Source organism: Chryseobacterium oleae, from assembly GCF_900115055.1.
Lineage (GTDB): Bacteria > Bacteroidota > Bacteroidia > Flavobacteriales > Weeksellaceae > Chryseobacterium > Chryseobacterium oleae.
The window spans coordinates 141229-167049 of record NZ_FOVD01000003.1; the positions used below are offsets into that span (position 1 = coordinate 141229).

General features: G+C 38.0%; 27 protein-coding genes. 16 read left to right on the forward strand and 11 right to left on the reverse strand.

Annotation, left to right across the window (positions count from 1 at the left end; translation table 11 throughout):
- Nucleotides 1-337 precede the first annotated feature (337 nt).
- The 6 genes from BM143_RS11250 (at nucleotide 338) to BM143_RS11275 (ending at nucleotide 3499) form a co-directional block, all read left to right on the forward strand.
- The gene (locus tag BM143_RS11250; RefSeq protein ID WP_090024582.1) at nucleotides 338-1051 is read left to right on the forward strand and encodes a glycohydrolase toxin TNT-related protein; all 714 of its coding nucleotides are present in this window, start codon (nucleotides 338-340) and stop codon (nucleotides 1049-1051) included.
- Nucleotides 1052-1061: 10 nt separating this feature from the next.
- Nucleotides 1062-1481, forward strand: coding sequence for a hypothetical protein (locus tag BM143_RS11255; RefSeq protein ID WP_090024583.1), 420 nt, complete (start codon nucleotides 1062-1064; stop codon nucleotides 1479-1481).
- Nucleotides 1482-1660: 179 nt separating this feature from the next.
- Nucleotides 1661-2128 (forward strand): pyrophosphohydrolase domain-containing protein, encoded by a 468-nt coding sequence (locus BM143_RS11260; protein WP_034730168.1) that lies wholly within the window; start codon nucleotides 1661-1663, stop codon nucleotides 2126-2128.
- Between the two features lies 1 nt (nucleotide 2129).
- The gene (locus BM143_RS11265; protein ID WP_047455760.1) at nucleotides 2130-2696 is read left to right on the forward strand and encodes a TlpA family protein disulfide reductase; all 567 of its coding nucleotides are present in this window, start codon (nucleotides 2130-2132) and stop codon (nucleotides 2694-2696) included.
- Nucleotides 2697-2698: 2 nt separating this feature from the next.
- Nucleotides 2699-3304: a DUF4230 domain-containing protein gene (locus tag BM143_RS11270; protein ID WP_090024584.1), complete on the forward strand. Its 606-nt coding sequence runs from the start codon at nucleotides 2699-2701 to the stop codon at nucleotides 3302-3304.
- Between the two features lie 12 nt (nucleotides 3305-3316).
- On the forward strand, nucleotides 3317-3499 hold the full coding sequence (locus tag BM143_RS11275) for a hypothetical protein (protein ID WP_047455765.1): 183 nt from the start codon (nucleotides 3317-3319) through the stop codon (nucleotides 3497-3499).
- A 637-nt stretch (nucleotides 3500-4136) separates the two neighbouring features.
- Here BM143_RS11275 and leuB read toward each other — a convergent pair.
- The 4 genes from leuB to BM143_RS11295 are packed head-to-tail and all read right to left on the reverse strand — an operon-like array spanning nucleotide 4137 to nucleotide 8435.
- On the reverse strand, nucleotides 4137-5261 hold the full coding sequence (gene leuB, locus BM143_RS11280) for a 3-isopropylmalate dehydrogenase (protein ID WP_090024585.1): 1125 nt from the start codon (nucleotides 5259-5261) through the stop codon (nucleotides 4137-4139).
- Entirely contained in the window at nucleotides 5242-5847 is a 606-nt protein-coding gene (gene leuD, locus BM143_RS11285) for a 3-isopropylmalate dehydratase small subunit (RefSeq protein ID WP_090024586.1), read from the reverse strand. Before leuD ends, leuB begins: the two co-directional genes overlap by 20 nt.
- 14 nt (nucleotides 5848-5861) lie before the next feature.
- Entirely contained in the window at nucleotides 5862-7250 is a 1389-nt protein-coding gene (gene leuC / locus BM143_RS11290; protein ID WP_090024587.1) for a 3-isopropylmalate dehydratase large subunit, read from the reverse strand.
- A 21-nt stretch (nucleotides 7251-7271) separates the two neighbouring features.
- Entirely contained in the window at nucleotides 7272-8435 is a 1164-nt protein-coding gene (locus BM143_RS11295; protein ID WP_090024588.1) for a 2-isopropylmalate synthase, read from the reverse strand.
- 146 nt (nucleotides 8436-8581) lie between these two features.
- Between BM143_RS11295 and BM143_RS11300 the strand changes: the two genes are divergently transcribed.
- Nucleotides 8582-10126, forward strand: a complete 1545-nt coding sequence (locus BM143_RS11300) for a hypothetical protein (protein WP_090024589.1) — start codon at nucleotides 8582-8584, stop codon at nucleotides 10124-10126.
- A 62-nt stretch (nucleotides 10127-10188) separates the two neighbouring features.
- Here the strand turns inward: BM143_RS11300 and BM143_RS11305 are convergent, their stop codons facing one another.
- Nucleotides 10189-11196, reverse strand: coding sequence for a dipeptidase (locus BM143_RS11305; RefSeq protein ID WP_228430774.1), 1008 nt, complete (start codon nucleotides 11194-11196; stop codon nucleotides 10189-10191).
- 227 nt (nucleotides 11197-11423) lie between these two features.
- On the opposite strand from BM143_RS11305, the gene thrS reads away from it, so the two are divergent.
- The 9 genes from thrS (at nucleotide 11424) to BM143_RS11350 (ending at nucleotide 20918) form a co-directional block, all read left to right on the forward strand.
- Nucleotides 11424-13343, forward strand: a complete 1920-nt coding sequence (gene thrS, locus BM143_RS11310; protein ID WP_090024590.1) for a threonine--tRNA ligase — start codon at nucleotides 11424-11426, stop codon at nucleotides 13341-13343.
- Nucleotides 13344-13542: 199 nt separating this feature from the next.
- Nucleotides 13543-14043 (forward strand): translation initiation factor IF-3, encoded by a 501-nt coding sequence (gene infC / locus BM143_RS11315; RefSeq protein WP_175548907.1) that lies wholly within the window; start codon nucleotides 13543-13545, stop codon nucleotides 14041-14043.
- Between the two features lie 554 nt (nucleotides 14044-14597).
- Nucleotides 14598-15419, forward strand: a complete 822-nt coding sequence (locus BM143_RS11320) for an alpha/beta fold hydrolase (RefSeq protein ID WP_090024591.1) — start codon at nucleotides 14598-14600, stop codon at nucleotides 15417-15419.
- A gap of 187 nt (nucleotides 15420-15606) precedes the next feature.
- The gene (locus tag BM143_RS11325) at nucleotides 15607-16176 is read left to right on the forward strand and encodes a hypothetical protein (RefSeq protein WP_090024592.1); all 570 of its coding nucleotides are present in this window, start codon (nucleotides 15607-15609) and stop codon (nucleotides 16174-16176) included.
- Nucleotides 16177-16356: 180 nt separating this feature from the next.
- A complete protein-coding gene (gene rpmI / locus BM143_RS11330) occupies nucleotides 16357-16554 on the forward strand; it encodes a 50S ribosomal protein L35 (protein ID WP_034705991.1) in 198 nt (65 codons plus the stop codon).
- 121 nt (nucleotides 16555-16675) lie between these two features.
- Entirely contained in the window at nucleotides 16676-17020 is a 345-nt protein-coding gene (gene rplT / locus BM143_RS11335; protein ID WP_034705993.1) for a 50S ribosomal protein L20, read from the forward strand.
- A gap of 235 nt (nucleotides 17021-17255) precedes the next feature.
- Entirely contained in the window at nucleotides 17256-18431 is a 1176-nt protein-coding gene (locus BM143_RS11340) for a M28 family peptidase (RefSeq protein ID WP_090024593.1), read from the forward strand.
- Nucleotides 18432-18465: 34 nt separating this feature from the next.
- Nucleotides 18466-19647, forward strand: coding sequence for a M28 family peptidase (locus tag BM143_RS11345; protein ID WP_090024594.1), 1182 nt, complete (start codon nucleotides 18466-18468; stop codon nucleotides 19645-19647).
- A gap of 83 nt (nucleotides 19648-19730) precedes the next feature.
- Entirely contained in the window at nucleotides 19731-20918 is a 1188-nt protein-coding gene (locus BM143_RS11350) for a M28 family peptidase (RefSeq protein ID WP_090024595.1), read from the forward strand.
- Between the two features lie 142 nt (nucleotides 20919-21060).
- On the opposite strand, the gene hisIE is transcribed toward BM143_RS11350, so the two are convergent.
- Genes hisIE through hisC form a run of 6 tightly spaced genes read right to left on the reverse strand, consistent with a single transcriptional unit; the run spans nucleotide 21061 to nucleotide 25817 of the window.
- Nucleotides 21061-21648, reverse strand: a complete 588-nt coding sequence (gene hisIE / locus BM143_RS11355) for a bifunctional phosphoribosyl-AMP cyclohydrolase/phosphoribosyl-ATP diphosphatase HisIE (RefSeq protein ID WP_090024596.1) — start codon at nucleotides 21646-21648, stop codon at nucleotides 21061-21063.
- Entirely contained in the window at nucleotides 21645-22397 is a 753-nt protein-coding gene (gene hisF, locus BM143_RS11360; RefSeq protein ID WP_090024597.1) for an imidazole glycerol phosphate synthase subunit HisF, read from the reverse strand. The genes hisIE and hisF overlap by 4 nt, the downstream gene beginning before the upstream one ends.
- On the reverse strand, nucleotides 22390-23112 hold the full coding sequence (gene hisA / locus BM143_RS11365) for a 1-(5-phosphoribosyl)-5-[(5-phosphoribosylamino)methylideneamino]imidazole-4-carboxamide isomerase (RefSeq protein ID WP_090025004.1): 723 nt from the start codon (nucleotides 23110-23112) through the stop codon (nucleotides 22390-22392). The genes hisF and hisA overlap by 8 nt, the downstream gene beginning before the upstream one ends.
- Nucleotides 23113-23115: 3 nt before the next feature.
- Complete coding sequence (gene hisH, locus BM143_RS11370; protein WP_090024598.1) at nucleotides 23116-23694, reverse strand: imidazole glycerol phosphate synthase subunit HisH; 579 nt, start codon at nucleotides 23692-23694, stop codon at nucleotides 23116-23118.
- Nucleotides 23695-24789, reverse strand: coding sequence for a bifunctional histidinol-phosphatase/imidazoleglycerol-phosphate dehydratase HisB (gene hisB / locus BM143_RS11375; RefSeq protein WP_090024599.1), 1095 nt, complete (start codon nucleotides 24787-24789; stop codon nucleotides 23695-23697).
- The gene (gene hisC, locus BM143_RS11380; RefSeq protein ID WP_090024600.1) at nucleotides 24786-25817 is read right to left on the reverse strand and encodes a histidinol-phosphate transaminase; all 1032 of its coding nucleotides are present in this window, start codon (nucleotides 25815-25817) and stop codon (nucleotides 24786-24788) included. Before hisC ends, hisB begins: the two co-directional genes overlap by 4 nt.
- Between the last annotated feature and the right edge of the window lie 4 nt (nucleotides 25818-25821).

Consider the following 25821-nt stretch of genomic DNA (forward strand, 5'->3'; position numbering starts at 1 on the left):
AAACAGATAAATATTTATTGTTAAAAATGAATCAATTAACATATTTTACGCACTAATAATATTTTATTTTAAAAACATTCACTACAATTTGATTTTTTGGTTTAAATTTATCACTCAAAATTATTATTCTATTGTACCATTGAACCCGCTTCTGTAATAGGGAAATTCTAAAACTGAATTTTCTTCAGTGACTGCATTTGCAATTTCTGACAGGGATAATAAATTCAACACCTTTACTTTTTCTACATTGGCTTTTATGCCTTTCTATAAAAGTCAATAGGAACCAAAGGGTGAACCTATACTTCTTCAAAAAACTAAAACCATTAAAACTTTTATCATGAAACACTTATTTAAGTACATTTTCTTTTTGGCAATTGCCATGTCTTCAATTGCCTGTAGCTCCGATAACGAGGAGGTAATCATCAATCCGGGAGGCGTAACCCATGTATTTTACAAAAATGCGGATGAGTTTGCTCTAACCTATGATACAGCCGGAACTGTAAGCCCGGCGATCAGGAATCAGGCATTTGATTTATACAAGCAAGGCCAATGGATTGCTCTGGAAGCCCTTTTCAATGCCAATAATCTGAATGGTGGCTGGCCGCCTGCCAACGGGGGATATAATATCTACGATGATGTTCCTTTCCTGGCAGGGCAAAAATTTGACAGATACAGCGGTGCTGTGGGAAACTATGACGGAAACGGAATTCCTACTTTAGGAGGCAGTTTTACCAGCCCGATCATCAACGGATATGTTTATACTTTTACCCAAAGAGCATTAAACCAGCCTGAAAACAAATATGATTTCTATTATGAAATTGATGTTTTGAATAATTTACTGCCTTTCAAATCTCAGGTAGGAGATGTCATTCCTTGGTTTAATCAAGCGGGAGGCGGAAAACAGACGATGTGGAAAATCCCGATTGATGTAACCACAGGTTATCAGAAAACATGGAACAAACTGGCTCAGGAAGGTTATATAAAAATTACGATTAAGAAAAGTCCAAGCGGAAAATATAATAACTTAGTGGGCACAGTTATCCAGCAATAAATAAACGTACATGTATTCAATCTCAAAAAAAATAAATATTGTGCAACAGGCTCTGGTTGCAAAAAATTTCTTCAGCAATGATGAAATTATTCCGGCGGCAGTAACCACATTCACATGTTGTGATTGCGGGCATACCAATACCGTTACAATCAAGCCTTATGAATCCGGATTTTCGATCTTCCAGCTTTACCATGAGGACAAAGTGTTATCAAAAACAGAATTATTAAAAAACAAAATGGTCACCGAAACTTCAGCCAGGATGATTCATTCTGGAGCATTAACGGTTACGGATTTACCCACTCTATACTTCGGAACCCAATGCGAATCCTGTCATTCAAAATACATCGTGGTATTCAGTTATGGGGAAAAGCAACCGGGACTGACCGTTTTAAACATCTCAGGCGTCTGGAAATATGAAGATTCGGAATAATTTATTTTGAATACAATAGGTAAAATTTCTTCCTGCATACTCGGAATTCAGAAGATCATTTATAGTAAATCCACAGTTTTTTCGCTGTGGATTTTTCATGCACCTATGGCTACAATATGCAGTCTTCATTACAAATTTTCCAAAATCGTTTTCTATCTTTGCTGTAAATAATAAAATTCATGGATAAAATTGATAGTCTGAACCAAGTTGCAGAATTCCACACCACTTTTAAAGCCCCTATTTTAGATACACCACAGATCCCTTCTCAGGAAAGATGCAATCTTAGAGTTGAACTTTTGCAGGAAGAATTAAATGAACTGAAGCAGGCTATTGCTGATAACGATATCGTAGAAATTGCTGATGCTCTGTGTGATCTTCAGTATGTATTAAGCGGTGCAGTCCTTGAATTCGGACTTGGCAGTAAATTTGTAGAGCTATTCAACGAAGTACAGCGTTCCAATATGTCTAAAGCTTGCGACAATGAAGAACAGGCAGAGGAAACTGTAGCATTTTATAAGGAAAAAGGGGTAGAATCTTTTTATGAAAAATCAGGAGAGAAATTTAACGTCTACAGAAAAGCAGACCATAAAGTTCTTAAGAATAAGTACTACTCCCCTGCAGATTTAAAAACAATCATCGAAAAATAATATGAAGAAATTTATTACCAATATTGTTGCCGTTTCAGGTCTTTTTCTGGCTTCGCAGCAGTTCAGCGCCCAAAAAGTGGTGATGAACCGTGAGGTAGAAACTCAGAATGATGGCAAAATGCTTTTAGGAAACCAATTCAAAGAGCAGTTTCTGAAAGCTCCCTATGCAGACTGGTACGTGAAAGAGCATGATGAATATGCTGTAGATCAGAAAGCTGTAGATCAACTAAGAAAGGCTAAATTCAATACCTATTCACTGGTTGTTTTTATGGGAACCTGGTGTGAGGACAGTCACAGGGATTTCCCAAGACTGATGAAGATCCTGGAAGATTTAAAATATCCTGACAATAAGGTAACCATCATTGCTGTTAACCGTAAAAAAGAGTCTCCTACAGGAGATGAAGTACGTTACAATATTCAGAAGGTTCCTACGATTATCGTAGAAAAATACGGTAAAGAGATCGGAAGAATCATAGAAATGCCTACCTCCGGATATATTGAAAGAGATCTGGTTGAAATTGTGAAAAAAGATGACAGTTCTGTAATCAAAGAAATCTTTGGCAAATAGTGTTGAGAAATTATAAAGTAATTATATCATTCGCAGCGGGAATTCTCGTGATGCTGATTCTGTTTTTCGGACTAAAATCATGTTTTAATCTTAGCGAAAAGACGGAAAAGTCAGATTATTATATCCTGACCAACCAGATTTCCAAGATGAACAAAATGGTGGTCATGGAACAGGACATCTCCAGCATGCAGAAAACGAAAATGGGCTACGAAGTGTTTGGAAAAGAAATTTCAAACAACAGCATTATCACGTACACCAAAACCAATGCACAGGTTTCTTATGATCTTAACAAAATGAAGATCGAAGTGGATTCTATCAACAAGAAACTGGTGATTACGGCACTTCCCGACGCAGATATCAGAATTACACCAAGCGTTGAAATTCAGTCGCTGGATGATTCTTTTATCAACAGAATTTCTGAAAAGGACATTAAAAACGTGACCCAGAAAGCAAAGGAAACCGCCATTAATTCCGTTAATCAGAATCAATTGAGAACAGAAGGGCGCAAACAATTAATGGAAAATCTTAATAATATTTTCGTTTTGGCAAAAGCTTTGAATTATACCATAGAAGATGAAACCGGCAAGCTCGGCGTTTTAGGACTCTAAAAATTTTAAGCTATGAATTCAGAAGACAACAAAAAGAAGGAATCTGCCAATTCAGCAGAAACGAAAAAACAGAATGAGGATTTTCAAAACATTCCTGCTTCCTCAGAAAAAAGCAACCCGCCTGATATTGACAAAGAAGATGTTCAGAAGTCTTCCAAAAATAAATCAGGGAAAACGGATAATACTAAAAAATAAACCAAAAGGTTCTGCTCAGGTGAGTGGAACCTTTTTTATTGATTATTTTTAACCACAAAAGTCGCAAAAGTTTTTTGAACACTTAAGTTTATTTCAAGTTTAAATTCAGGCTGCAGAGAAGAGCACTTGAGTTTTATTAAAATCAAAGATTTTTATTGATAATGGTAAAAGAGCATGACCTATTTAATCTAACAGAAGGAGAATCTTAAACCATTAAGGCTGATTAAGGTTTAGCTTCGCTTTAAGGCTTACGGCTTAAAAAATCATTTGATTTTTTCTTAACTCACCTTATATCCTTCACTTATCTTAATGTTTTAAAAAGCTTGAAATGAAAATCTGAGAAATCTGCGGGAGATAAGAAAATAAAAGTATTTTGAACACTTAAGTTATTTTTGAGGCTAATTCATTACGCATATCATGTCCGCTTAAGTTTTGTGAAAATCTTTGATTTTAGGCTTATGTACTCTTGTTGAAGGCATTAAAACTTTTGAAACCAAAGTGTTTAAAAAATTAAAAGCTTTTGTGACTTTTGTGGTTAAAAAAAGCAAAATAGTAAACAGGCAGAAACAGAAAGATTCTGCTCAAATGAATGAACAGAACCTTTCTTACTAATCTATTATTATATGGACTTAAATGATCATACGATGGTGGATTTTCCTATTTTAATATTCTCGAAATTGTAATAAGATTTCTCAGAATACTTAATATAATCCGCGATAAAACTTCCTACTTCACTGGTGGAATAATGCTGTTCTGAATTAAGATCTACCGTCACATACCTGTTTTCTATAGCATGCTCCACCGCTCTTCTCAATTTTTCTGCGGCTTCCGGAAGTTCAAGATAATCAAGCATCATGGCTGTACTTAAAATAGAGGCTACAGGATTGGCAATACCTTTTCCTTTTGCCTGCGGATAAGAACCATGAATCGGTTCAAACAATGCATTCTCCTCACCTATCGATGCCGAAGGAAGAAGCCCGATAGAACCGCCGATAACACTCGCTTCATCAGAAATAATATCTCCGAACATATTCTCTGTCAGAATCACATCAAACTGCTTTGGATTAAGGATCAGCTGCATCGCTGCATTATCTACAAACAAATAATCCAGTTGTACATCAGGATATTGAGACGCTATTTTCTGGCAGGTTTTTCTCCAGAGTCTGGAAGTATCCAAAACATTAGCTTTGTCGATAAGCGTCAGTTTTTTCTTTCTTTTTTCTGCTTCTCTAAAGGCCATGTGTGCAATAGGAATAATCTCTTCTGTGCTGTATTTACAGACATCATAGGCGTATTTCCCATCAGGATCTGTAAATTTCTCCCCGAAATAAATTCCGCTCACCAGCTCTCTGAAGATCTGAATATCTGTTCCTTCAATAATCTCTCTTTTTAAAGGACTCTTGTCAATCAGTGATGCATAGGTTTTCAAGGGTCTGATATTCGCATATAGTCCCAATTCTTTACGAAGTTTCAGCAAACCCTGTTCAGGTCTTACTTTAGCTTCAGGATTATTGTCGAAAACAGGATCTCCGATCGCTCCGAAAAGGACTGCATCAGAATCTTTGCAAATCTTCAATGTTTCATCAGGTAGCGGATCGCCTGTTTTAAAAATAGCTTCAGCCCCCATTAATCCATAGGAAAACTGAAAATTACATTTAAAAACTTCTGCCACAGCATCCAGTATTTTAATGCTTTCGCCGACTACTTCTGGCCCGATCCCGTCTCCGGGAAGGACCGCAATTTTAAAATAACTGTTGCTCATACTTTTGTGTTTTTAGTTCAAACTGTTTTATCGCCTGTTTTTTGCTGATTAAAAAATCAATATCGTCATAGCCGTTGAGAAGGCATATTTTTTTATAGGATTCAAGTTCAAAAGTTTCTGTTTTTCCGTTAAAACTGATCGTCTGCTGCTCTACATCCACCTCAATTTCGGATTCAGGGTTTTCTGTACTGTTTTTTAAAATTTCCTTTAAAAATTCTTCTGAAACTTTTACAGGAAGAAGTCCGTTGTTTAAAGCATTCCCTTTAAAAATATCCGCAAAATAACTCGATACAATGACTTTGAATCCATAATCCGTCAAAGACCACGCGGCATGCTCCCTGCTGCTTCCGCAACCGAAATTGTTTCCTGCAACCAGGATTTCCCCGGTGTATTTGGTATTGTTCAACACAAAATCAGGATTAGGTTCTCCTGTATGCATATTAAACCTCCAGTCTCTGAAAAGATTCTCTCCAAAGCCTTTTCTGTCAATGCTTTTCAGAAATCTGGCAGGAATAATCTGGTCTGTATCTATATTTTCTGCCGGTAATGGTACGGCGCGGGATGTTATATGTTTTAATTTTTGCATTACGTCTTGATCTTTTAGTTTAAGCTTTCAAAAGCTGAAATTCTACCTTCTATGGCTGCTTTGGCTGCAGTAAGCGGACTGGCGAGGATCGTTCTTGCTCCCTGTCCCTGTCTGCCTTCAAAATTCCTGTTGGAGGTAGAAACACAATATTCACCTTCCGGGATTTTATCATCATTCATCGCCAAACAGGCTGAACATCCCGGCTGACGGATCTGAAATCCTGCATCATTGAAGATTTTATCCAAACCTTCCTCATAAATCTGCTTAACGACCTGCTGAGAACCCGGAACGATCAGGGCTTTTACACTCTCTGATTTATTTTTTCCTTTAATATACTGAGCAGCAGAACGGAAATCTTCTATCCTTGCATTGGTACAGCTTCCGATAAATACATGATGCACTTTAATCCCTGAGACCTCCTGTCCGGCTTTCAGTCCCATATACTGAAGTGCTTTTTCTTCAGATTCATTCTGTGGAACCGGAATAACTTCATGGACTGAAATTCCCATTCCCGGGTTGGTTCCGTAAGTGATCATTGGAAATATATCTGCAGCATCAAAGGTTAATTCTTTATCAAAAACGGCTCCTTCATCGGTTTTCAACGTTTTCCAATATTCCAGTTTATCTGTCCATTCCTCACCTTTTGGCGCAAATGTTCTTCCTTTTACGTATTCAAATGTGGTTTCGTCCGGCGCGATCATCCCGCCTCTGGCTCCCATTTCAATGCTCATATTGCAAACGGTCATTCTTCCTTCCATGGACATTTCTTCGAAAACATTTCCGGCGTATTCACAGAAATATCCTGTTCCGCCATCGGTTCCGATTTTAGAAATGATATACAGAATCACGTCTTTTGACTGAACATTTTCATTCAGCTCTCCATTGACAGTGATTCTCATAGATTTAGGCTTATTGAGTAACAGACACTGACTGGCAAAAACCTGTGCCACCTGACTGGTTCCGATACCGAAAGCAATAGCACCAAAAGCACCGTGTGTAGACGTATGGCTGTCTCCGCAAACGATGCTCATTCCCGGTTGGGTAATGCCCAGTTCAGGAGCGATAATGTGTACAATTCCCTGGTACTGATGACCTAATCCGAATAATTCAACATTATTCTTTTTGCAGTTTTCCGTAAGCTGTTCCACCTGGTTTCTTGATAATTCATCCCGGATTGGCTGCTCCTGATTCAGAGTCGGAACATTGTGATCTGCCGTAGCTACAATCTGTTGGGGTCTGAAAACTTCAAGATTTCTGGCTTCTAGTTCAGCAAAAGCCTGAGGGCTGGTTACCTCATGAATCAGATGTTTGTCTATATAAATGATTTGAGGTCCGTCCGGGACCGTTTCTACAACGTGAGCATCCCAAACTTTATCAAAAAGTGTCTTTCTATTATTATCCATATTCAATATTAAAATCAATCCCTATACTATTTTACGGCTGCAGACTTCCATGATCATGTACAGATCGTCGTTTTTCACTTCTTTTTTCACATCAGCAACCTTTAAAAACTCCTGATATAAGAAATCAAGTTCGTTTTTCGTGATATCGAAACCGATATGTTTGAAACGGTAAGCTAATGCTGAACGTCCGCTTCTCGCGGTAAGAATAATCGATGAAGCATTTACGCCTACTTCCGCAGGATCTATAATTTCGTACGTTTCTCTGTTTTTAATCACCCCATCCTGGTGAATTCCTGAACTGTGGGCAAAAGCATTGGCTCCGACAATAGCTTTGTTAGGCTGTACCGGCATCCCCATCAGATCAGAAACCATCACACTCATTTCATTCAGCATTTTTGAATTGATATCGGTGTGAAAGTTTAAATCTTTATGCTGCTTTAAGATCATCACCACTTCTTCCAAAGCTGTATTTCCGGCTCTTTCTCCCAGCCCGTTGATGGTACATTCAATCTGGCGGGCTCCGTTAACTGCTCCTGCAATGGAATTAGCGGTAGCAAGTCCCAGATCATTATGGCAATGGCACGAAATAATTGCTTTTTCAATGCCTTTTACATTTTCTTTCAGATATTTGATTTTCTGACCGTATTCTTCCGGAAGGCAATATCCTGTCGTATCCGGAATATTTAAAACGGTGGCTCCTGCCTTGATGACCTCTTCACAAACCCTTGCCAGATAAGCATTGTCTGTTCTTCCGGCATCTTCTGCATAAAATTCCACATCTTCTACGTAGCTTTTGGCGTATTTTACAGCTTCAACGGCACGCTCCAGAATATTTTCACGGGTTGAATTAAATTTAAACTGAATATGAGAATCAGACGTCCCGATTCCTGTATGGATGCGTGGCCTTTTAGCATATCGTAATGCTTCCGCGGCTACGTCTATGTCTTTTTTGTTGGCTCTTGTCAGTCCGCAGACCTTCGCATTTTTTACCAGCTTTGAAATTTCTGAAACTGATTCAAAATCTCCGGGGCTTGAAATCGGGAAACCGGCTTCTATTACGTCAATCCCTAGCTTATCGAGCCTTTCTGCGATCATCAGCTTTTGCTTTGTATTCAGTTTACATCCGGGAACCTGTTCCCCATCCCTCAGCGTAGTATCAAAAATTTCGATTTTTTCGGAATTCATAATGAAGTTTTTTACTTAATTTTGATCAAAACTACAGCTTACAATATTTTTGCGTTTTCATCTTTTCTGAAAATTACAATATTCAACAGCCGACCAAATAGCCGCATTCATTTAATAATCAATTTATTACATTTTACAAATTTACAATGGCAGAATTGCAGAAAGATTTTTTGTTTGTCCTGATTAAGTCATTAACCACTTCTGAAAAACGTCAGTTCAGGCTGTACGTGAACCGTCTCGGAATTAATGTTGATGCTAAATTTCTGCTCCTTTTTTCGGAACTGGATAAGATGAAGGAATATGATGAACAGATCATTATCGAGAAAAAAATCTCCACCAAACAGCAGCTTTCCAACCTGAAAGCTCATTTGTACAAACAGATTCTCGTGAGCTTACGAATGAATCCAAGTCATCAGAACTACAGGATACAGCTTCGTGAGCAGCTTGATTTTGCCAATATCCTTTATCAGAAAGGGCTTTATAAACAGGCTTTAAAAATACTGGACAAAACCAAACAGTCTGCTCTTGAGCTGGATGAAAAAAGCATTGCATCAGAGATCATCAATCTTGAAAAAGTCATTGAATCACAATTCATTACCAGAAGTATTGAGGGCCGTGCCTATGAACTGATCGAGCAGTCTACAGAAATCAGCCGACAGAATCATTATGCGACGGAACTGTCTAATCTTTCGCTGAAACTATACAGTGAAATGCTGACATACGGTTATGTTAAAAATGATACGGACCGGGAAAAAGTATTGCATCTGTTCAATGATCAGATTCAGAAAATTAAACTTGATAAGCTGAATTTCACGGAAAAACTTTGGTACTTCAAGGCCCATGTCTGGAAAAACCAGTTGCTTCAGGATTACAAATACACCCTGAAATACGCCTATCAATGGGTAGATCTGTTTCATAAAAAACCTGAGATGATCATCAGTCATCCGGTGTGGTATATCAAAGGAAACACATATCTGTTAAAAATCCTGTTTCTGTACGGAAATATTGATATTCTGGAGGAGCATTTTGAGAATTTCAATGCGATGGTGAACTCCCAGAATTTTGCCCAGAATGAAAACCTGCAGTCTCTGATCTTTCTTACCCATTACAATACTTTAATGAACATTCATTTTGTAAAAGGTGAATTTTTTACGGGAACCAAACTTATTCCTGAGATTGAGCTGAAGATGGAAAGACTTCGGGAAAGGATTGATGAACACCATTTTATGATTCTTTATCTGAAAATGGCAGCGATGTTTTTCGGAAGTAAAAAGTTTAAAAAATCAATCGAATATTCCATGAAGGTTGTGGAATGTAAAGGCAACGTTCAGGAAGATCTTCTGTTTCACACAAGAATCCTGATCTTAATGGCGAAATATGAGTCCGGAAATGATGAAGACTATGATGAATTCATCAATTCTACCCGGAAGTTTGCCCGGAAAATGAAAAAACCTGAAGCATTTCATTTTGAAAGCATTGAGTTTTTCAAAAACATTAATAACCTGGTATTAGATCAGCACCAGAAAGCTTTTGAGGCTTTTGATGAAGTGCTTGAAGGATTTTCTAAAAATGAATACTACAGGAGATCACTGTTCTATATTGATATCCATGGATGGGTGCAGTCTAAAGTGAAAAATGTGGATGTGATTGAGATTATTAAGCAGAAAGTAAAGTATAAGAGGAAGAGTTAAAAAACGGTATTTGCTGAAGTGTTATGGTGGCTTCGAGTCCCTCAGCCACCACTTTCTTATGTCTATATCCTTTCAATAAAATTCAAAGCGTTTTTATAGCTGATCTTTTCCATCAATTCTGTGGAGAAGTCTTTTTCAAGTCTTTCATTGATTGAATTCAAAGCTGAAGCATCATCATACCCTTCAAAGAAAAACGGGAAACGTGATTTATCCGGATGGTCTTTACAAAAGAAGAAATCGGCACCATAGGCAATGGCATCTTCTCCTCCCAGATCCAGTCCGTACTGAACGTGTTCATACAATACCTCAGGATTGGTCTCATCTACACAGTTCCGGATAAAATTCAGACCAATCAGGCCTTTTCTTTTAATCACTTCTTTCGCCAGCTCATCAGGAAGGTTTCTGTTTTTATCATGAACTACACGGTAATTGGAATGGCTTGCCAGAATAGGAATATTGTAGTTTTTCTGATCTATATAATTAAGAATGCCATAAGCCAGCTGATCACTTGTATGGGCAAGATCAATAGGAATTCTTTTGTCTGCAATATAATCGATCAGGACTTTTCCGTCCTCTTTCAATCCCGCATCCGTATTATTGCCGCCTCCAAAACGATTTTCCGTGTGATGGGTAATTCCAAGATAAACAATTTTCTGTGTTTTTTCAATCATTGCATCCAGATTTTTAAACCCGGAATCCAGGGAATCATCTTCTCCGCAAAACCCCGAAGCGTTTTCAATAGAAGCGATCACTCCCACCCTGTTTTCATTTTCAGGATTTTTATAGTTTTCGCCTTCAAACAGGAAGAAGTTTTCATTATTCAACAGGTCAGAAAAGAGTTCAGCCTGCTTAGCTCCGTAAGCCGTACTACCGGCTCCCGTTGCCGAATAAATAGCCATCACCTGGAGTTTTACATGCCCTTCTTTCAAATAAGGAAGTGAACATCCCAGCTCTTTATCATCAATTGTAGCGCCCGGGCTTAATAAATGGCATAACAGATCGCAGTGCAGATCAATATTAAAGTTTCTCATATCATCGTACATTTTATCATTTCTTTTTCTCAAATTCATACAGGATTTCAAAGCGAATCAATCTCATTTCCAAAGCCTTATTATTGCAAAATATTGAAAATTGCAGGCTGTTTTTTTCTGAAAAATTTAAATGGGGAAGGAATACATTTAAAATCATGAATCAAAATTTGGAGATTCAACCGTAATTCTTATTTCAAATATACTTTAAAAATAGCATATTATTTAAAAAATGCGTATTTTTGCAACTTAAAATTTCTTAGTAAACAATGATAAAAATTACACTTCCAGACAATAGTGTCAAAGAATTCGAAGGAGAAGTTACTCCTTTAGATGTGGCAAAATCTATCAGTGAGGGATTGGCTAGAAATACCATTTCCGCAGTTGTAAACGGCAAACAAGTAGAAACGACCACACCTATAACCACGGATTCAACGGTACAATTGTTAACATGGAATGATGATCTTGGAAAGAAAGCCTTCTGGCACTCTTCTGCCCACTTGCTGGCGCAGGCTATCCTTGAATTTTATCCTAATGCTAAACTAACCATCGGACCTGCTATCGACAGTGGATTCTATTATGATGTAGATTTCGGGGACGAGAATTTATCAGAAAAGGATTTCGAGAAGATTGAAAAGAAAGTTCTGGAAAATGCCAAGAAAGGTTCAACATTCGCTCTATACCCTGTTTCTAAAGAAGAAGCATTAAAAACATATGCAGATAACCCTTACAAAGTAGAGCTTATCTCTAATCTTAATGATGGAGAAATCACTTTTGTAACCCACGATAACTTCACCGATTTATGTCGTGGAGGTCATATTCCTAACACGGGAATCGTGAAAGCGGTTAAGATTTTAAATGCAGCCGGAGCTTACTGGAGAGGAAATGAAAAAAATCCTCAGCTGACAAGAGTTTACGGTATTTCTTTCCCTAAACAGAAAGAACTTACTGAATATCTTGAAAGACTGGAAGAAGCTAAAAGAAGAGACCACAGAAAGCTGGGTAAAGAACTTGGAATTTTTGCTTTCTCTGAAAAAGTGGGTGCTGGTCTTCCATTATGGTTGCCAAAAGGGACTGCTTTAAGAAGAAAATTAGAGAATTTCCTTTCTGACGCCCAGAAAAAAGGAGGTTATGAATTTGTAATGTCTCCGCATATCGGATCAAAAGAACTGTATGTAACTTCAGGACACTGGGATAAATATGGAGCAGACAGCTTCCAGCCGATTAAAACTCCAAATGAAGGAGAAGAATTTATGCTGAAGCCAATGAACTGCCCTCACCACTGTGAGATCTACAAAACTTCACAATGGAGCTACAGAGATCTTCCTAAGAGATATGCAGAATTCGGTACGGTTTACAGATATGAGCAAAGTGGAGAGCTTCACGGATTGACAAGAGTTCGTGGATTTACTCAGGATGATGCTCACCTTTTCTGTACTCCGGATCAGCTTTCAGAGGAATTTGAAAAAGTAATCGATTTAACGCTTTATGTGTTCAAATCATTAGGTTTTGAAGATTTTGTAACTCAGGTTTCGTTGAGAGATCCTGATAACAGAGAAAAATATATCGGTTCCGATGAAAATTGGGAGAAAGCCGAAAACGCGATCATCAATGCGGCAGAGAAAAAAGGATTGAAGACTATCGTAGAATATGGTGAAGCTGCATTCTACGGTCCGAAACTGGATTTCATGGTAAAAGATGCTTTGGGAAGAAAATGGCAGCTGGGAACAATCCAGGTAGATTACAACTTACCGGAAAGATTTGATCTTCACTATATCGGGAACGATAATGAGAAGCACAGACCGGTGATGATCCACAGAGCGCCATTCGGTTCTATGGAGCGTTTTATCGCGATCCTGCTTGAGAATACTGCCGGAGATTTCCCGTTATGGCTAAGCCCGGACCAGTTCACTATTCTACCAATCAGTGAAAAGTACGTAGATTATGCAAAAAAAGTTTCACAATTTTTGGAAAATCACGATATTAGCGGTCTGATTGACGACAGAAATGAGAAAACAGGGAAAAAGATCCGTGATGCGGAATTGAAGAAGATCCCATTCATGCTGGTTGTAGGTGAAAATGAAGAGAAAGAAGGCACAATTTCTGTAAGAAGACGTGGAGAAGGTGACTTAGGTGTCATGAATATGGAAGATTTTGTGGCTTACTTTAAAAAGGAGGCTGCGATATAAAATTTAAATTATTAAAAGATTTAAGAATTAAAAAAATTTAAAGATTGTTGAGTTTAGATTAATCTTTAAATGATTTAAATTTTTTAATCTTTAAATTTAGAAAAATAGATAAGTAATTAACCAATAAAATTATAATACAATAGCACAAAGATTTAACAACAGGGGCCCACAGAGACGTCCTGTACAGGAGGACTTACACTTGATCAACGATAAAATTCGTGTGAGAGAGCTTCGTTTAGTGGGCGATAACGTAGAGCCGGGAATTTTTCCAATCGACAAAGCAAGACAGCTTGCTACGGAACAAGAATTGGATTTAGTGGTAATTTCGGATAAGGCTGAACCTTTCATTGCAAGGATATTAGACTATAAAAAGTTTTTATACGAGCAAAAGAAAAAGCAGAAGGAACTAAAAGCTAAGCAAATAAAAGTGGTTGTAAAGGAGATCCGTTTCGGACCTCAGACAGATGATCACGATTATGAATTTAAGAAGAAACATGCTGAGAAATTCCTTGAAGAAGGGTCAAAATTGAAAACCTACGTATTTTTTAAGGGACGTTCAATTATCTTTAAAGACCAGGGAGAAATTTTGCTTCTAAAACTTGCTCAGGAACTCGAGCACGTTGGAAAAGTAGATCAGCTGCCTAAGCTTGAAGGAAAGAGAATGATCATGATGATGAGTCCTAAAAAACCAGCTAAATAGTTTTAACAGATGTACTATCTGTTTCCTATATATAAAACCTCAAAGAAATTTGAGGTTTTTTATTTTTTATAGATTCCCAGTTTCCTTTAATGATAAACGAGCGGGCTTATTTAACGCAAAGTTTGATCTTGACAGTAAATATTTTAAAGGGTGCAAAGAATAAATCAATTGTATCGATTTATTGAGACCCCAAACCGTGTCAAAGTTTTGAGGTAAAAAATCGCAATATTAGGTCCTGTGATGCAGACTATTTTTAGGAATTCAAGCATTACATTCACCAATAAAAACCAGCAACAGGTTCTTTTTGGAATAAAAAATGATACTTAAAGAATATAACTCGCTGAAAAACTGATTCTCATTTTCAAAGGTTTGATAAAAAAACCGAAGAATTTTGAAAGCGTTCAGCTTCCCGTAAAAAACTAAGTTCAGAATTTTAAATTATCATTAAATATTATCCTATATCAATATCCAATGAAAGATATAAGTATACATTTGCATAGTAATTAACGAACAACACTATTTATTATAATATTAATAACTTAAACAGGAAAATAATGAGCACACTTACATTAAAAGACGGAACGGAAATCTATTACAAAGACTGGGGAAAAGGACAACCTGTATTTTTCCATCACGGATGGCCATTATCCAGTGATGACTGGGATGCGCAGATGTTATTCTTTTTAGAAAAGGGGTACAGAGTAATTGCCCACGACAGAAGAGGTCATGGAAGATCTGAACAGACTCCTGAAGGACACAATATGGATACTTATGCATCAGATGTTGACGAAATTGTCACCGCGTTAAACCTTACCGACGTTATTCACGTAGGACATTCTACAGGAGGTGGTGAAGTGATCCGATATGTGGCACAGCACGGAAAAGGAAGAGTAGCAAAAGCTGTTTTAATAAGTGCCGTGACTCCGATTATGGTTCAAAACGAAAACAATCCGAATGGTGTCCCTATTTCTGTGTTTGATGATATCCGTAACAATACGGCTAATCACAGGCAACAATTCTATATTGATATCACCTTCCCTTTTTACGGATACAACAGAGATGGCGCTAAAGTTTCCGAAGGCATCCAGAGAAACTGGTGGAGACAGGGCATGATGGGATCTATCAAGGCTCATTATGACTGTGTTAAAGCTTTTTCTGAAACCGATTTTACAGAAGATCTTAAAAATACCGAAGTTCCTGTTTTGGTATTGCATGGTGAAGATGATCAAATCGTTCCTTTTGAAACTACCGGCAAAGTGGCCGCTACCCTTCTTAAAAACGGTAAATTAATTTCATATCCCGGTTTCCCCCATGGAATGCCAACTACAGAAGCAGAAACAATCAATAAAGATTTATTATCATTTTTTCAATCATAATAAATTTGTACTATAAAATTTTGAAACCGTCATTTAAAACAATGGCGGTTTTTTATTTAATAACACTCAAAAGTGTCTTAAATAAAACTCACAACTACCATTAATAAACAGTTTAATACAATTTATTTAATCTCGCATTTGTGATTTAATGTCGCATTTTCTATATTTGCAGTGTTAAATTATACTAATGAAAATTAAATTACTGACTTTATTAAGTCTTCCGGTGCTTCTTGCATCTTGTGCTCAGGATAGCGTTCTTGATGATGTAAATGCGAATGTTCAAAATGAAAAACAGATCACTAAAGATGGAAACAGTGCATCTCGTATTTTTAACCTTACAAGCTATAAACTTTTAAAGGAAAGTACCAATCATCCTCAGGTATTAGAAGCGGGACAATCCATCAGCATGGAATATAACGGCAGTACCTACCGGTTCATTATGCAGACGGACAATAATCTGGTTTTATACAGAGAAAGACCTGGATTTAATATGGTCCTATGGCATTCCAATACCTACAGAAGCTCAGGTACTCCAAGGCTTATTGTACAAAACGACGGAAATATGGTTATTTACAGGGACGGAAATCCTCTTTGGAGCTCCAATACTGCCGTTAATTATCACGTGGCCAATCCGCACGTTAAGCTTCAGCTTTATTCAAGAACAGGCGCAGCAATTCCTTCAGGATACAGAATTAAAGTTATTCTAGGTGGAAATAATGAAGAAAGAAACGACATCATCGTTGAAGATTTCTTATAAGCCCTAATTTTTACTCACAGCCGTTTCTCATCAGAGGCGGCTTTTTCATATCTCTGATAAAATCACAGATAATGAAAGTTTGGATTAATTTTTTTTGTATCTTTGCCAACTGTAATTCCTGAGTAATACAAAGGAATTAAGGACAAGATATTGATAACAAAACAATAAAAAAGCAGAACAATGCCAAAATTAAAAACGAAATCAGGTGCTAAAAAGCGTTTTAAACTTACCGGAACTGGGAAGATTAAAAGAAAAAATGCTTTCAAAAGCCACATCTTAACTAAGAAAGAAACTAAGCAGAAGAGAAATCTTACGCAGACTTCTTATGTTTCCGCTGTGGATACAAAAAGCGTTCTACGTCAATTAGCAATTAAGTAGTTTTTATAAATCTATATTCGGTTTATAAGAATTCAAAACAAATTCAACAATTTAACCCTGAAATGGAGCCACTAAGAGTAATGAAACAATTGCCGCACATTTCAAAAAAACAATTTAAATTATGCCAAGATCAGTAAATGCAGTAGCTTCAAGAGCTCGCAGAAAGAAAATTATTAAGCAAGCTAAAGGTTTTTTCGGTAGAAGAAAGAACGTTTGGACTGTAGCTAAAAACGCGGTAGAAAAAGCAATGCAATATGCTTACCGTGGAAGAAAAGAGAAAAAGAGAAACTTCAGATCACTTTGGATTACTCGTATCAACGCGGGTGCCAGAGAGCATGGAATGTCTTACTCTCAATTTATGGGAGCTCTTAAAAAGAACAACGTTGAGCTTAACAGAAAAGTTTTAGCTGATTTAGCAATGAATCACCCTGAAGCTTTCAAAGCAGTTGTAGATCAAGTAAAATAATGTAGAATTTTTTGTTATCAATATAATCCCGGGCTATGCTCGGGATTTTTTGCTCCCACTCATAGTAATTATTATTTTTCACTAAAAAGCACATATAATAGATTAAATTTCATCACTTTAAATCTATCAAAAAAAATAAAGCTGCATAAGTGAATTTTCCTTTTTGCATAAAATAAAATTGGTTTTTATTATCTACATTTGTTGAATTATTAAATCTTTAAAACTTTATCGAAAAGTGAAAAAAATAACGACTGTTTTACTCCTTTCTTTATCAGCTTATAGTCTTCAGGGCCAGAATTTTATACAGGCTTATCAAACCAGGGTTGATAAAGTATCTCAAACCAATATTACATCCAACCTTCAGGGATTTGGTAATCTCGGTATAAAAACTACGGGTTCTGTTGAGAATAACAATGCACTGGAATGGCTTAAAGCAAAATACCAGGCTTATGGATACAGTGCAAGCCAGATCACAGAAGACAGTTTCACCTATAGCGGTAACACTTCTAAAAATTTAATCATCACCAAAACAGGAACCGTCTACCCTAATACCTATGTGATCATTTGTGGTCATTACGACACTGTAAACGGCCCAGGAGTAAGTGACAACGGCAGTGGAACCTCTATTTTGCTTGAAGCAGCAAGGATTTTAAAAGATGTTCCCACAGAATATTCTATAAAATTCATTCACTTTTCCGGAGAAGAACAGGGCTATCAGGGAAGCTCCCACTATGTAAATAACGTCGTTTTTCAAAATAATGCACGCCAGCTCACTCTGAAAGTAGTTTTCAACATCGATCAGGTAGGCGGAAAAATAGGAAATGCGAACACGAATATCAACTGTGAAAGCGATCAGAATGGTCAGTCCGGAAACAATGCAGCTTCATTAGCTATGACCCAACAGCTGGCTAACTGTACCACTCTTTACTCCCCGCTTCAGCCTACGATGTCCTATACGTATAATTCAGATTATATGCCATTTGAAAATAAGGGTGATATCATTACCGGTTTTTATGAAACGACAAGAAGTAACAACGAGCACACTCCCAATGATACTTTTGCCAATGTAGATCCCGTATATGTTTTCAATGCAGGGAAAGCTGCTCTGGGAGCATTACAACACTTTGCAGTAGCTTCTGCTACCACTTTGAATACAGATGATGTTCAGATTGAAAATTCATTGGAATCTGTCAAAATCTACCCTAATCCGGCACACGATGTACTTCACATTGAACTTCCGAAGAATCACAAAGACTTTAAAGTAGAAATCAGCGATATGAACGGACGATTGATTTTAAATACAGAAAACGAAAAGAAACTGAATACCTCCGGGCTCACCAACGGAACGTATATCGTGACTGTAAAATCTGATCAGAGCAGCATATCCAGGAAGATCATTATTGAAAAATAAAGAAAACCACACCAAATCCAAAATATAATTTAATATGAAAAAACTAACTCCATTTTTATGTACTGCATTAGCGGTGGGGAGCCTTGGTGCCCAAACCCTGATCCAGACTTACAAAAACAGGGCTGATATGGTTTCTCAGACCAACATCACCAACAATCTTCAGGAATTCTCCAATTTAGGGATCAAGACCACAGGATCGGTAAATAATGCCAATACTCTGACCTGGATCAAAAACAAGTATACGTCTTTCGGATACTCTGCCAGCCAGATTGTAGAAAACCCTTTCACTTTTGGAAGCACAAGCTCGAAAAATCTGGTCATTACCAAGACGGGAACGCTTTATCCGGATAAATATGTCATTATCTGCGGACACTATGATACCATTACAGGCCCGGGAACAAGTGATAACGGAAGCGGAACCTCGGTGATCTTAGAGGTGGCGAGAATTCTAAAAGATGTCCCTACAGAATATTCCATCAAGTTTATCCATTTCTCCGGAGAGGAACAGGGCTTATATGGAAGTTCCCATTACGCCAATAACATCGCATTTCAAAACGGCGTGAAAAAACTAGACATCAAGGTAGTATTCAATCTTGATCAGGTAGGCGGCAAGATAGGTAACGTGAATGACAAAATCATCTGTGAAAAAGATACGGGAGGACAGTCAGGAAACAATGCGGCTTCCAATACGATCACGCAGCAACTGGCAACGTGTACTACTCTATACTCTCCTCTTCAGACCAGTATTTCCAATGCCTATTCCTCAGATTATATGCCTTTTGAAAAGAAAGGGTATGTGATTACGGGTTTTTATGAATACACCAGAAGTTATAATGAACACACAGTCAATGATACATTTGCCAACGTAGATCCGGTATATGTATTTAAAGTTGGAAAAGCGGCTGTAGGCGCTATGCAGCATTTTGCAACAGCATCTACTGCTGCACCTGCTCCCGTTGCTAAAGAAAAACCGATAAAGTCATTAGAAGCTGTAAAAATATACCCCAATCCGGCTAAAGATATTTTAACAGTTGAGCTGCCTGATTCAAACACAAAAAAATTTACTGTTGAAATCACCGATTTGTCAGGACAATCTTTTCTGAAAGAAGAAAACCAGGCCCAGCTTAATATTTCACGTTTAGCAAAAGGAATTTATTTGTGTACAGTAAATGCAGAAGGCTCCAGCGTTACCAGAAAGGTTATTATTGAAAAATAACTATAACTTATAAGTCCTGGTTTTATCCGGGACTTTTCAATCTTTAGATTCATCACCAATCACCACACCATAAATTATTTGATATGAAAAAAACAATTACAATCCTGTCGGTTTGTTTAGCAACATTCGGCGGCAAAGCTCAGAGCTTTATTCAGGCTTATCAGGACAGAGCCAATCTGGTTTCACAGACGAATATCACAACGAACTTACAGCAGTTTGCGAACTTAGGGATCAAAACTACGGGTTCTACGAATAATGCCAACGCATTAACCTGGCTGAAAAACAAATACACTGCTTTCGGATATTCTGCCAGCCAGATCGTAGAAGATCCTTTTACTTTCGGAAGTACGAGTTCAAAGAATCTTGTGATTACCAAAACAGGAACGCTTTATCCAAACAAATTCGTCATTATTTGCGGGCATTTTGACAGCATCAACGGTCCCGGCGTCAATGACAACGGCAGCGGAACTTCAATTATCCTGGAAGCGGCAAGGATCTTAAGAAATATTCCGACTGAGTATTCTATCAAGTTCATCCACTTCTCCGGAGAGGAACAGGGATTGAGAGGCAGTACCCATTACGTGAACAATGTAGCCTATCAGAATGGTGTACGTGTATTGGATATCAAATTGGTATTCAATCTTGACCAGGTAGGCGGAGTTATGGGGAACAATAACAATACAGTATATTGTGATCAGGATCAGGCCGGGCCAACCAGTAATAATGCGGCAGCCGCGGCAGTAACCCAACAGCTTAGAAACTGTACAACGTTATATTCTCCTCTTCAAACGACTGTAGACCCTGCAGAAAATACAGATTATATTCCTTTTGAAAGAAAAGGTGAAATCATTACCGGCTTTTTTGAAAGAATAAGAAGTACGTATCCTCATACCTCCAACGATACATTTGCCAATACAGATCCTGTGTATATTTTCAAAATAGGAAAAGCAACCGTTGGAGCACTGCAGCATTTCGCCGTAGCAACTTCTACCAATTCTTTAGTGATGAACACAAAAGAAACTGTTTCCAATAATTCTCTTGAAGAGGTTTCCATTTACCCTAATCCTTCTAAAGACATCATCAACATTGAACTTCCGCGTACAACCGGAAAAGATTTCAGCTTTGAAATTACAGAACTGTCCGGGAAAGTCCTTTTAAAAAAGAACAATGAAACGAAAATCAATATTTCAGGACTGGCCGCCGGAGCTTACATTGGAGTCATTAAAGCTGATGGACAGACCGCTGTACGAAAAATCTTGATAGAAAGATAATAAGGTCAGGAAGTTGGAAGCCGGAAGAAGGAAGATATTGAAGTATAAAGGCATAAAACTTTATCATTCATTTAATACGGATCAGCCTAAATTATATGGCAGGAAGGATTTCTTCCTGCTTTTTTCATATAATTTTCTTAACCTATTTATCTCTACTCTCAAGAATTTCCTCAATATCCTCCATAGAAAACCCTTTTGCCTTAAGCAGAATCAGAAAGTGATACAGTAAATCTGCCGCCTCATTTTTAAAAAGATCATCATTGTTGTCTTTAGCCTCAATAACCAGCTCTACAGCCTCTTCTCCTACTTTCTGGGCCATCTTGTTGATTCCTCTCTGAAACAGCGAATACGTGTACGAATCTTCGGCCTTCCGGTCTATCCTGTCGCTTATCTTGTCTTCAAGTTCATACAAAAACCCTTTGGATTCTTTTTCTCCGAAACAACTGAGGCTTCCGGTGTGACAAACCGTATTCTTTGGTACCGCCTGAATTAATATCGTATCCTGATCACAATCTACACTTATATTTTTAACAGTCAGGAAATTCCCGGATTCTTCGCCCTTTGTCCAAAGTCTGTTTTTAGAGCGGCTGAAAAAAGTGACAATGCCTTCCTTTTCTGTTTTTTCAAAAGCCTCTTCATTCATATAACCCAGCATCAATACCTGTTGGGTTCTGCTGTCCTGAATGATCACCGGAACCAGGCCGTTATCTTTATTAAAATCTATTTTCATCGTACGGGAATTTTTTGAATTTTTAATTGTTTTTTTAATTCTTGAATGGGCACTTCATTAAAATGGAAAATACTGGCTGCCAATGCACCTGTAGCTTTTGTTTCATTAAACACTTTAACAAAGTCATCTGCATTTCCAGCTCCTCCGGAAGCAATTACAGGAATACTGACCGCCTCGGAAACCAGCTTTGTGATGCGAATATCGAAGCCGTTTTTTGTTCCGTCGCCATCCATTGAGGTCAGAAGAATTTCACCGGCTCCTAAAGATACCGCTTCTTGCGCCCATGCTACAGTATTTAAGTTTGTCGCTAGTTTTCCTCCTCTGACATACACCAGATCTGATCCACTGGTCAGCCTCGTGTCAATAGCTACAACGATACACTGGCTTCCAAATTCTTGAGATAATTCTTCAATGAGTTTTGGATTTTTAACAGCAGAAGAATTGATACTGATCTTGTCTGCGCCAGCTTCCAGAAGTGTTCTGACATCTTCAATGGAAGAAATCCCACCACCTACAGTAAACGGAATGCTCAGTTGTGCTGCAATATCTTTCACCAGTCCGGCAAATGTTTTCCGGTCTTCCACCGTTGCCGTAATATCCAGAAAAACCAATTCATCAGCGCCTTCCTGCTCATATTTCACAGCGAGCTCAATAGGATCTCCTGCATTGCGTAGGCCTTCAAAATTGACCCCTTTTACCGTTGTCCCGTCTTTGATATCGAGACATGGAATAATTCTTTTTTTAAGCATTTTCAATAAAGTCCTGAAGTTGTTGTAATGTTATTTTTCCCTCGTAAATCGCCTTTCCGATAATCGTTCCCGAACATCCGATCTCTTTCATGCTGTAGACGTCTTCTATGCACGAAATACCGCCGCTGGCTGTGAGTTTTATCGCTGTTTTCTCCAGAATTTCTCTATACAGCTCTGTGGAAGGACCTTCCAGCATTCCATCTTTTGAAATATCTGTACAAATGGTCTGAACCACTCCTTTTTCCTGGTAATGCAACAGAAAATCAATGATATCTAAATTGCTTTCCTCTTCCCATCCGGACGTTTTTATCTTTCGATTTTCACAGTCTGCGCCTAAAATAATCTTTTCACTGCCGTATTTTTGGATCATTTCAATACAGAATTCAGGATCCTGTACCGCAATACTTCCAAGCGTGATCTGTTTGGCTCCCGAATTAAAAGCTGTTTCTATATCATTCCCGGTTTTTAATCCACCTCCAAAATCAATGTGAAGCGATGTTTCCCGGGCGATATTTTCTAATACCTTCTGATTGACAATGTGTTTGGACCGGGCTCCGTCAAGATCCACAAGATGCAGAAACTGAATTCCATAGCTTTCAAATTCTTTGGCCGTTTCCACCGGATCTTCGCTGTATATTTTTTTTGTCGAATAATCTCCTTTTGAAAGACGGACACACTTTCCGTCGATAATATCAATAGCTGGAATAATTTTCATCATTTACAGTTTTATAAAGTTATTTAATATGCTGCTGCCTGCCATTCCTGATTTCTCCGGGTGAAACTGTACCGCAAAGAAATTATCCTTCTGCAGTGCTGCACTGAATGGCAGAATATAATCACATACCGCAACCGTAGCATCTGCCAGCCCGCAGTAATAGCTGTGTACAAAATAGACATCATTAGTTTCTTCAATTCCCGAAAACAATGGACTTTTAAGATCCGAAAGCGTGTTCCAACCCATGTGGGGAACCAGATCTGTCTGCGGAAACCTTTTAACATCAACATCAAATATTCCCATTCCTCTTACATTGCCTTCTTCATTATCGCCACACATCAGCTGCATCCCCAGACAAATCCCGAGAACAGGCTGTTTCAAAGAAGGAATGAGCATATCAAGACCTTTTTCTTTCAAGACTTTCATGGTGGAAGAAGCTTCTCCTACGCCCGGAAAAATGACTTTATCCGCCTTCAGGATCAATTCCGGATCATCGGTCACTATCGATTCAATGTTCAGCCGGGACAGTGCGTTCTGGACTGAACTGACGTTTCCTCCGTTGTATTTTATTAGTGCAATCATCTATAAACTTCCTTTGGTTGATGGTACATTATAACTGCTATCGGACTGATTCACCGCGATTTTAACAGCTTTTGCAAACGCTTTGAAGACCGCTTCTATTTTGTGGTGCTCATTGCTGCCTTCTGCCTTGATATTCAGATTGGACCGGGAAGAATCTGTAAATGATTTGAAAAAGTGAACAAACATTTCTGTAGGCACATCCCCAATTTTCTCTCTTTTGAAATCAACATCCCAAACCAGCCACGGTCTGCCTCCGAAATCTATAGCAGCCTGAGCCAGACAATCGTCCATCGGAAGCAGAAAACCATACCTCTCGATTCCTTTCTTGTTTCTCAATGCTTTTAGGAAGGCTTCTCCCAGTGCAATTCCTGTATCTTCAATCGTGTGATGCTCATCGACCTGAAGATCTCCATTCACTTTGATTGTAAGGTCTAAATTTCCGTGTCTGGCAATTTGATCCAGCATATGATCAAAAAAATGAAGGCCGGTAGAAATTTCAGAAACTCCTTTTCCATTAAGATCGATTTCAATATCAATCTCTGTTTCATTCGTTTTTCTGTAAACCTTTGCCTTTCTGGATTCCTGTTTTAAAAATGAATAAATCCCGCCCCAGCTATCTGTACTGAGCGTCGCTTCTTCATTAAAGTTTTCATTAAGATAAATAGATTTAGTTCTCAAATTGACAGCAAGTTGTATGTCCGTACTTCGATCACCAATTACATATGAATTTTCAAGATCATAATTTCCGTAAATGTATTTTGAAAGCATACCAATTCCCGGTTTTCTGGTAGGCAGATTTTCATGTTCAAAGCTTTTGTCAATCAGAATATCACTGAAAATAATTCCTTCATTTTCGAAGGCTTTCAACATTTTTTCGTGAGGTTGTATAAAATCTTCAAAAGGAAAACTCTCCGTACCCAAGCCATCCTGATTGGTCACCATCACCAGTTCGTAATCCATTTCTCTGACAATTCTGGCAAGGTTCTGAAAAACCCCGGGATAAAATTCAAGCTTCTCCAGAGCATCTACCTGAAAATCTTCCGGCGGTTCTACGATCAGGGTTCCGTCGCGGTCTATGAACAGTACTTTTTTCATGATGGTATTCCTTTTAAAACATTAATCAACTTTTCATTTTCTGCACGATTTCCTACATTGATTCTGATACAATCCGGAATCGCAGGCGCTCTCTGGCTGGTTAAAACTTCTTCTTCAAGCATTTTCTCATACACAGTTTTTCCATCTTTCATTTTGATCAGAAAGAAATTGGCGTCTGTCGGAAATACTTTTTCAATGCACAAAACGGTTTTAAACTGTTCTTCCAGCCAAGATCTTTCCTGCAAAACATTTTCCACGTTTTCTTTTAGCTTATTTTCATCATCCAGGATACTCAGAATAAGCTCCTGACTCAAAGAATTGACGTTATAAGGTGCTTTTACCGTGTTGATAAAACGAATGATTTCTTCGGAAGCGTAAGCCGTTCCTACCCTTGCTCCTGCCGTTCCCCATGCTTTTGAAAAAGTCTGAAGCACAATGACATTGGGATATTGGTCCAGCAATTCAATGCCTGATCTGTTTCCCGAAAATTCGATATATGCTTCATCAATAACAACAATACCATTAAAATTTTGGATGAAAAACTCAATGTCTTCTATACTATTTCCGGTTGGGTTATTCGGAGAACACAGGAAGAAAATTTTTATCTCCCTTTCCTGAGTGATCTTTAGAAAATCATCTTTTACAATTTCAAAATTTTCATCCAGATCAAGCTTAATCACTTCATTTTCATTTACTGTTGCGTAGAAACCGTACATCGCAAAAGAAGGATTCATCATCAGAATGGCGTCCTTTTTAGGTTCGCAGAAGATTTTAATGATCAAATCGATCAGTTCATCACTTCCGTTTCCTATAGCGATCTTCGTTGGTGAAAGACCTTTAAGCTCTGCTAATTTATTCTTAAGCTTTTTCTGAGACGAATCCGGATATCTATTGAACTCCCCGAACGGACATTCATTGGCATCCAGCAACACCGGAGCATTGAACTCATTGTGATCCCTGAAGCTGATATAAGGCTGTAGTTTTAATATATTTTCTCTTACTAAACTGTTGGTATTGAATTCTTTCATTGTA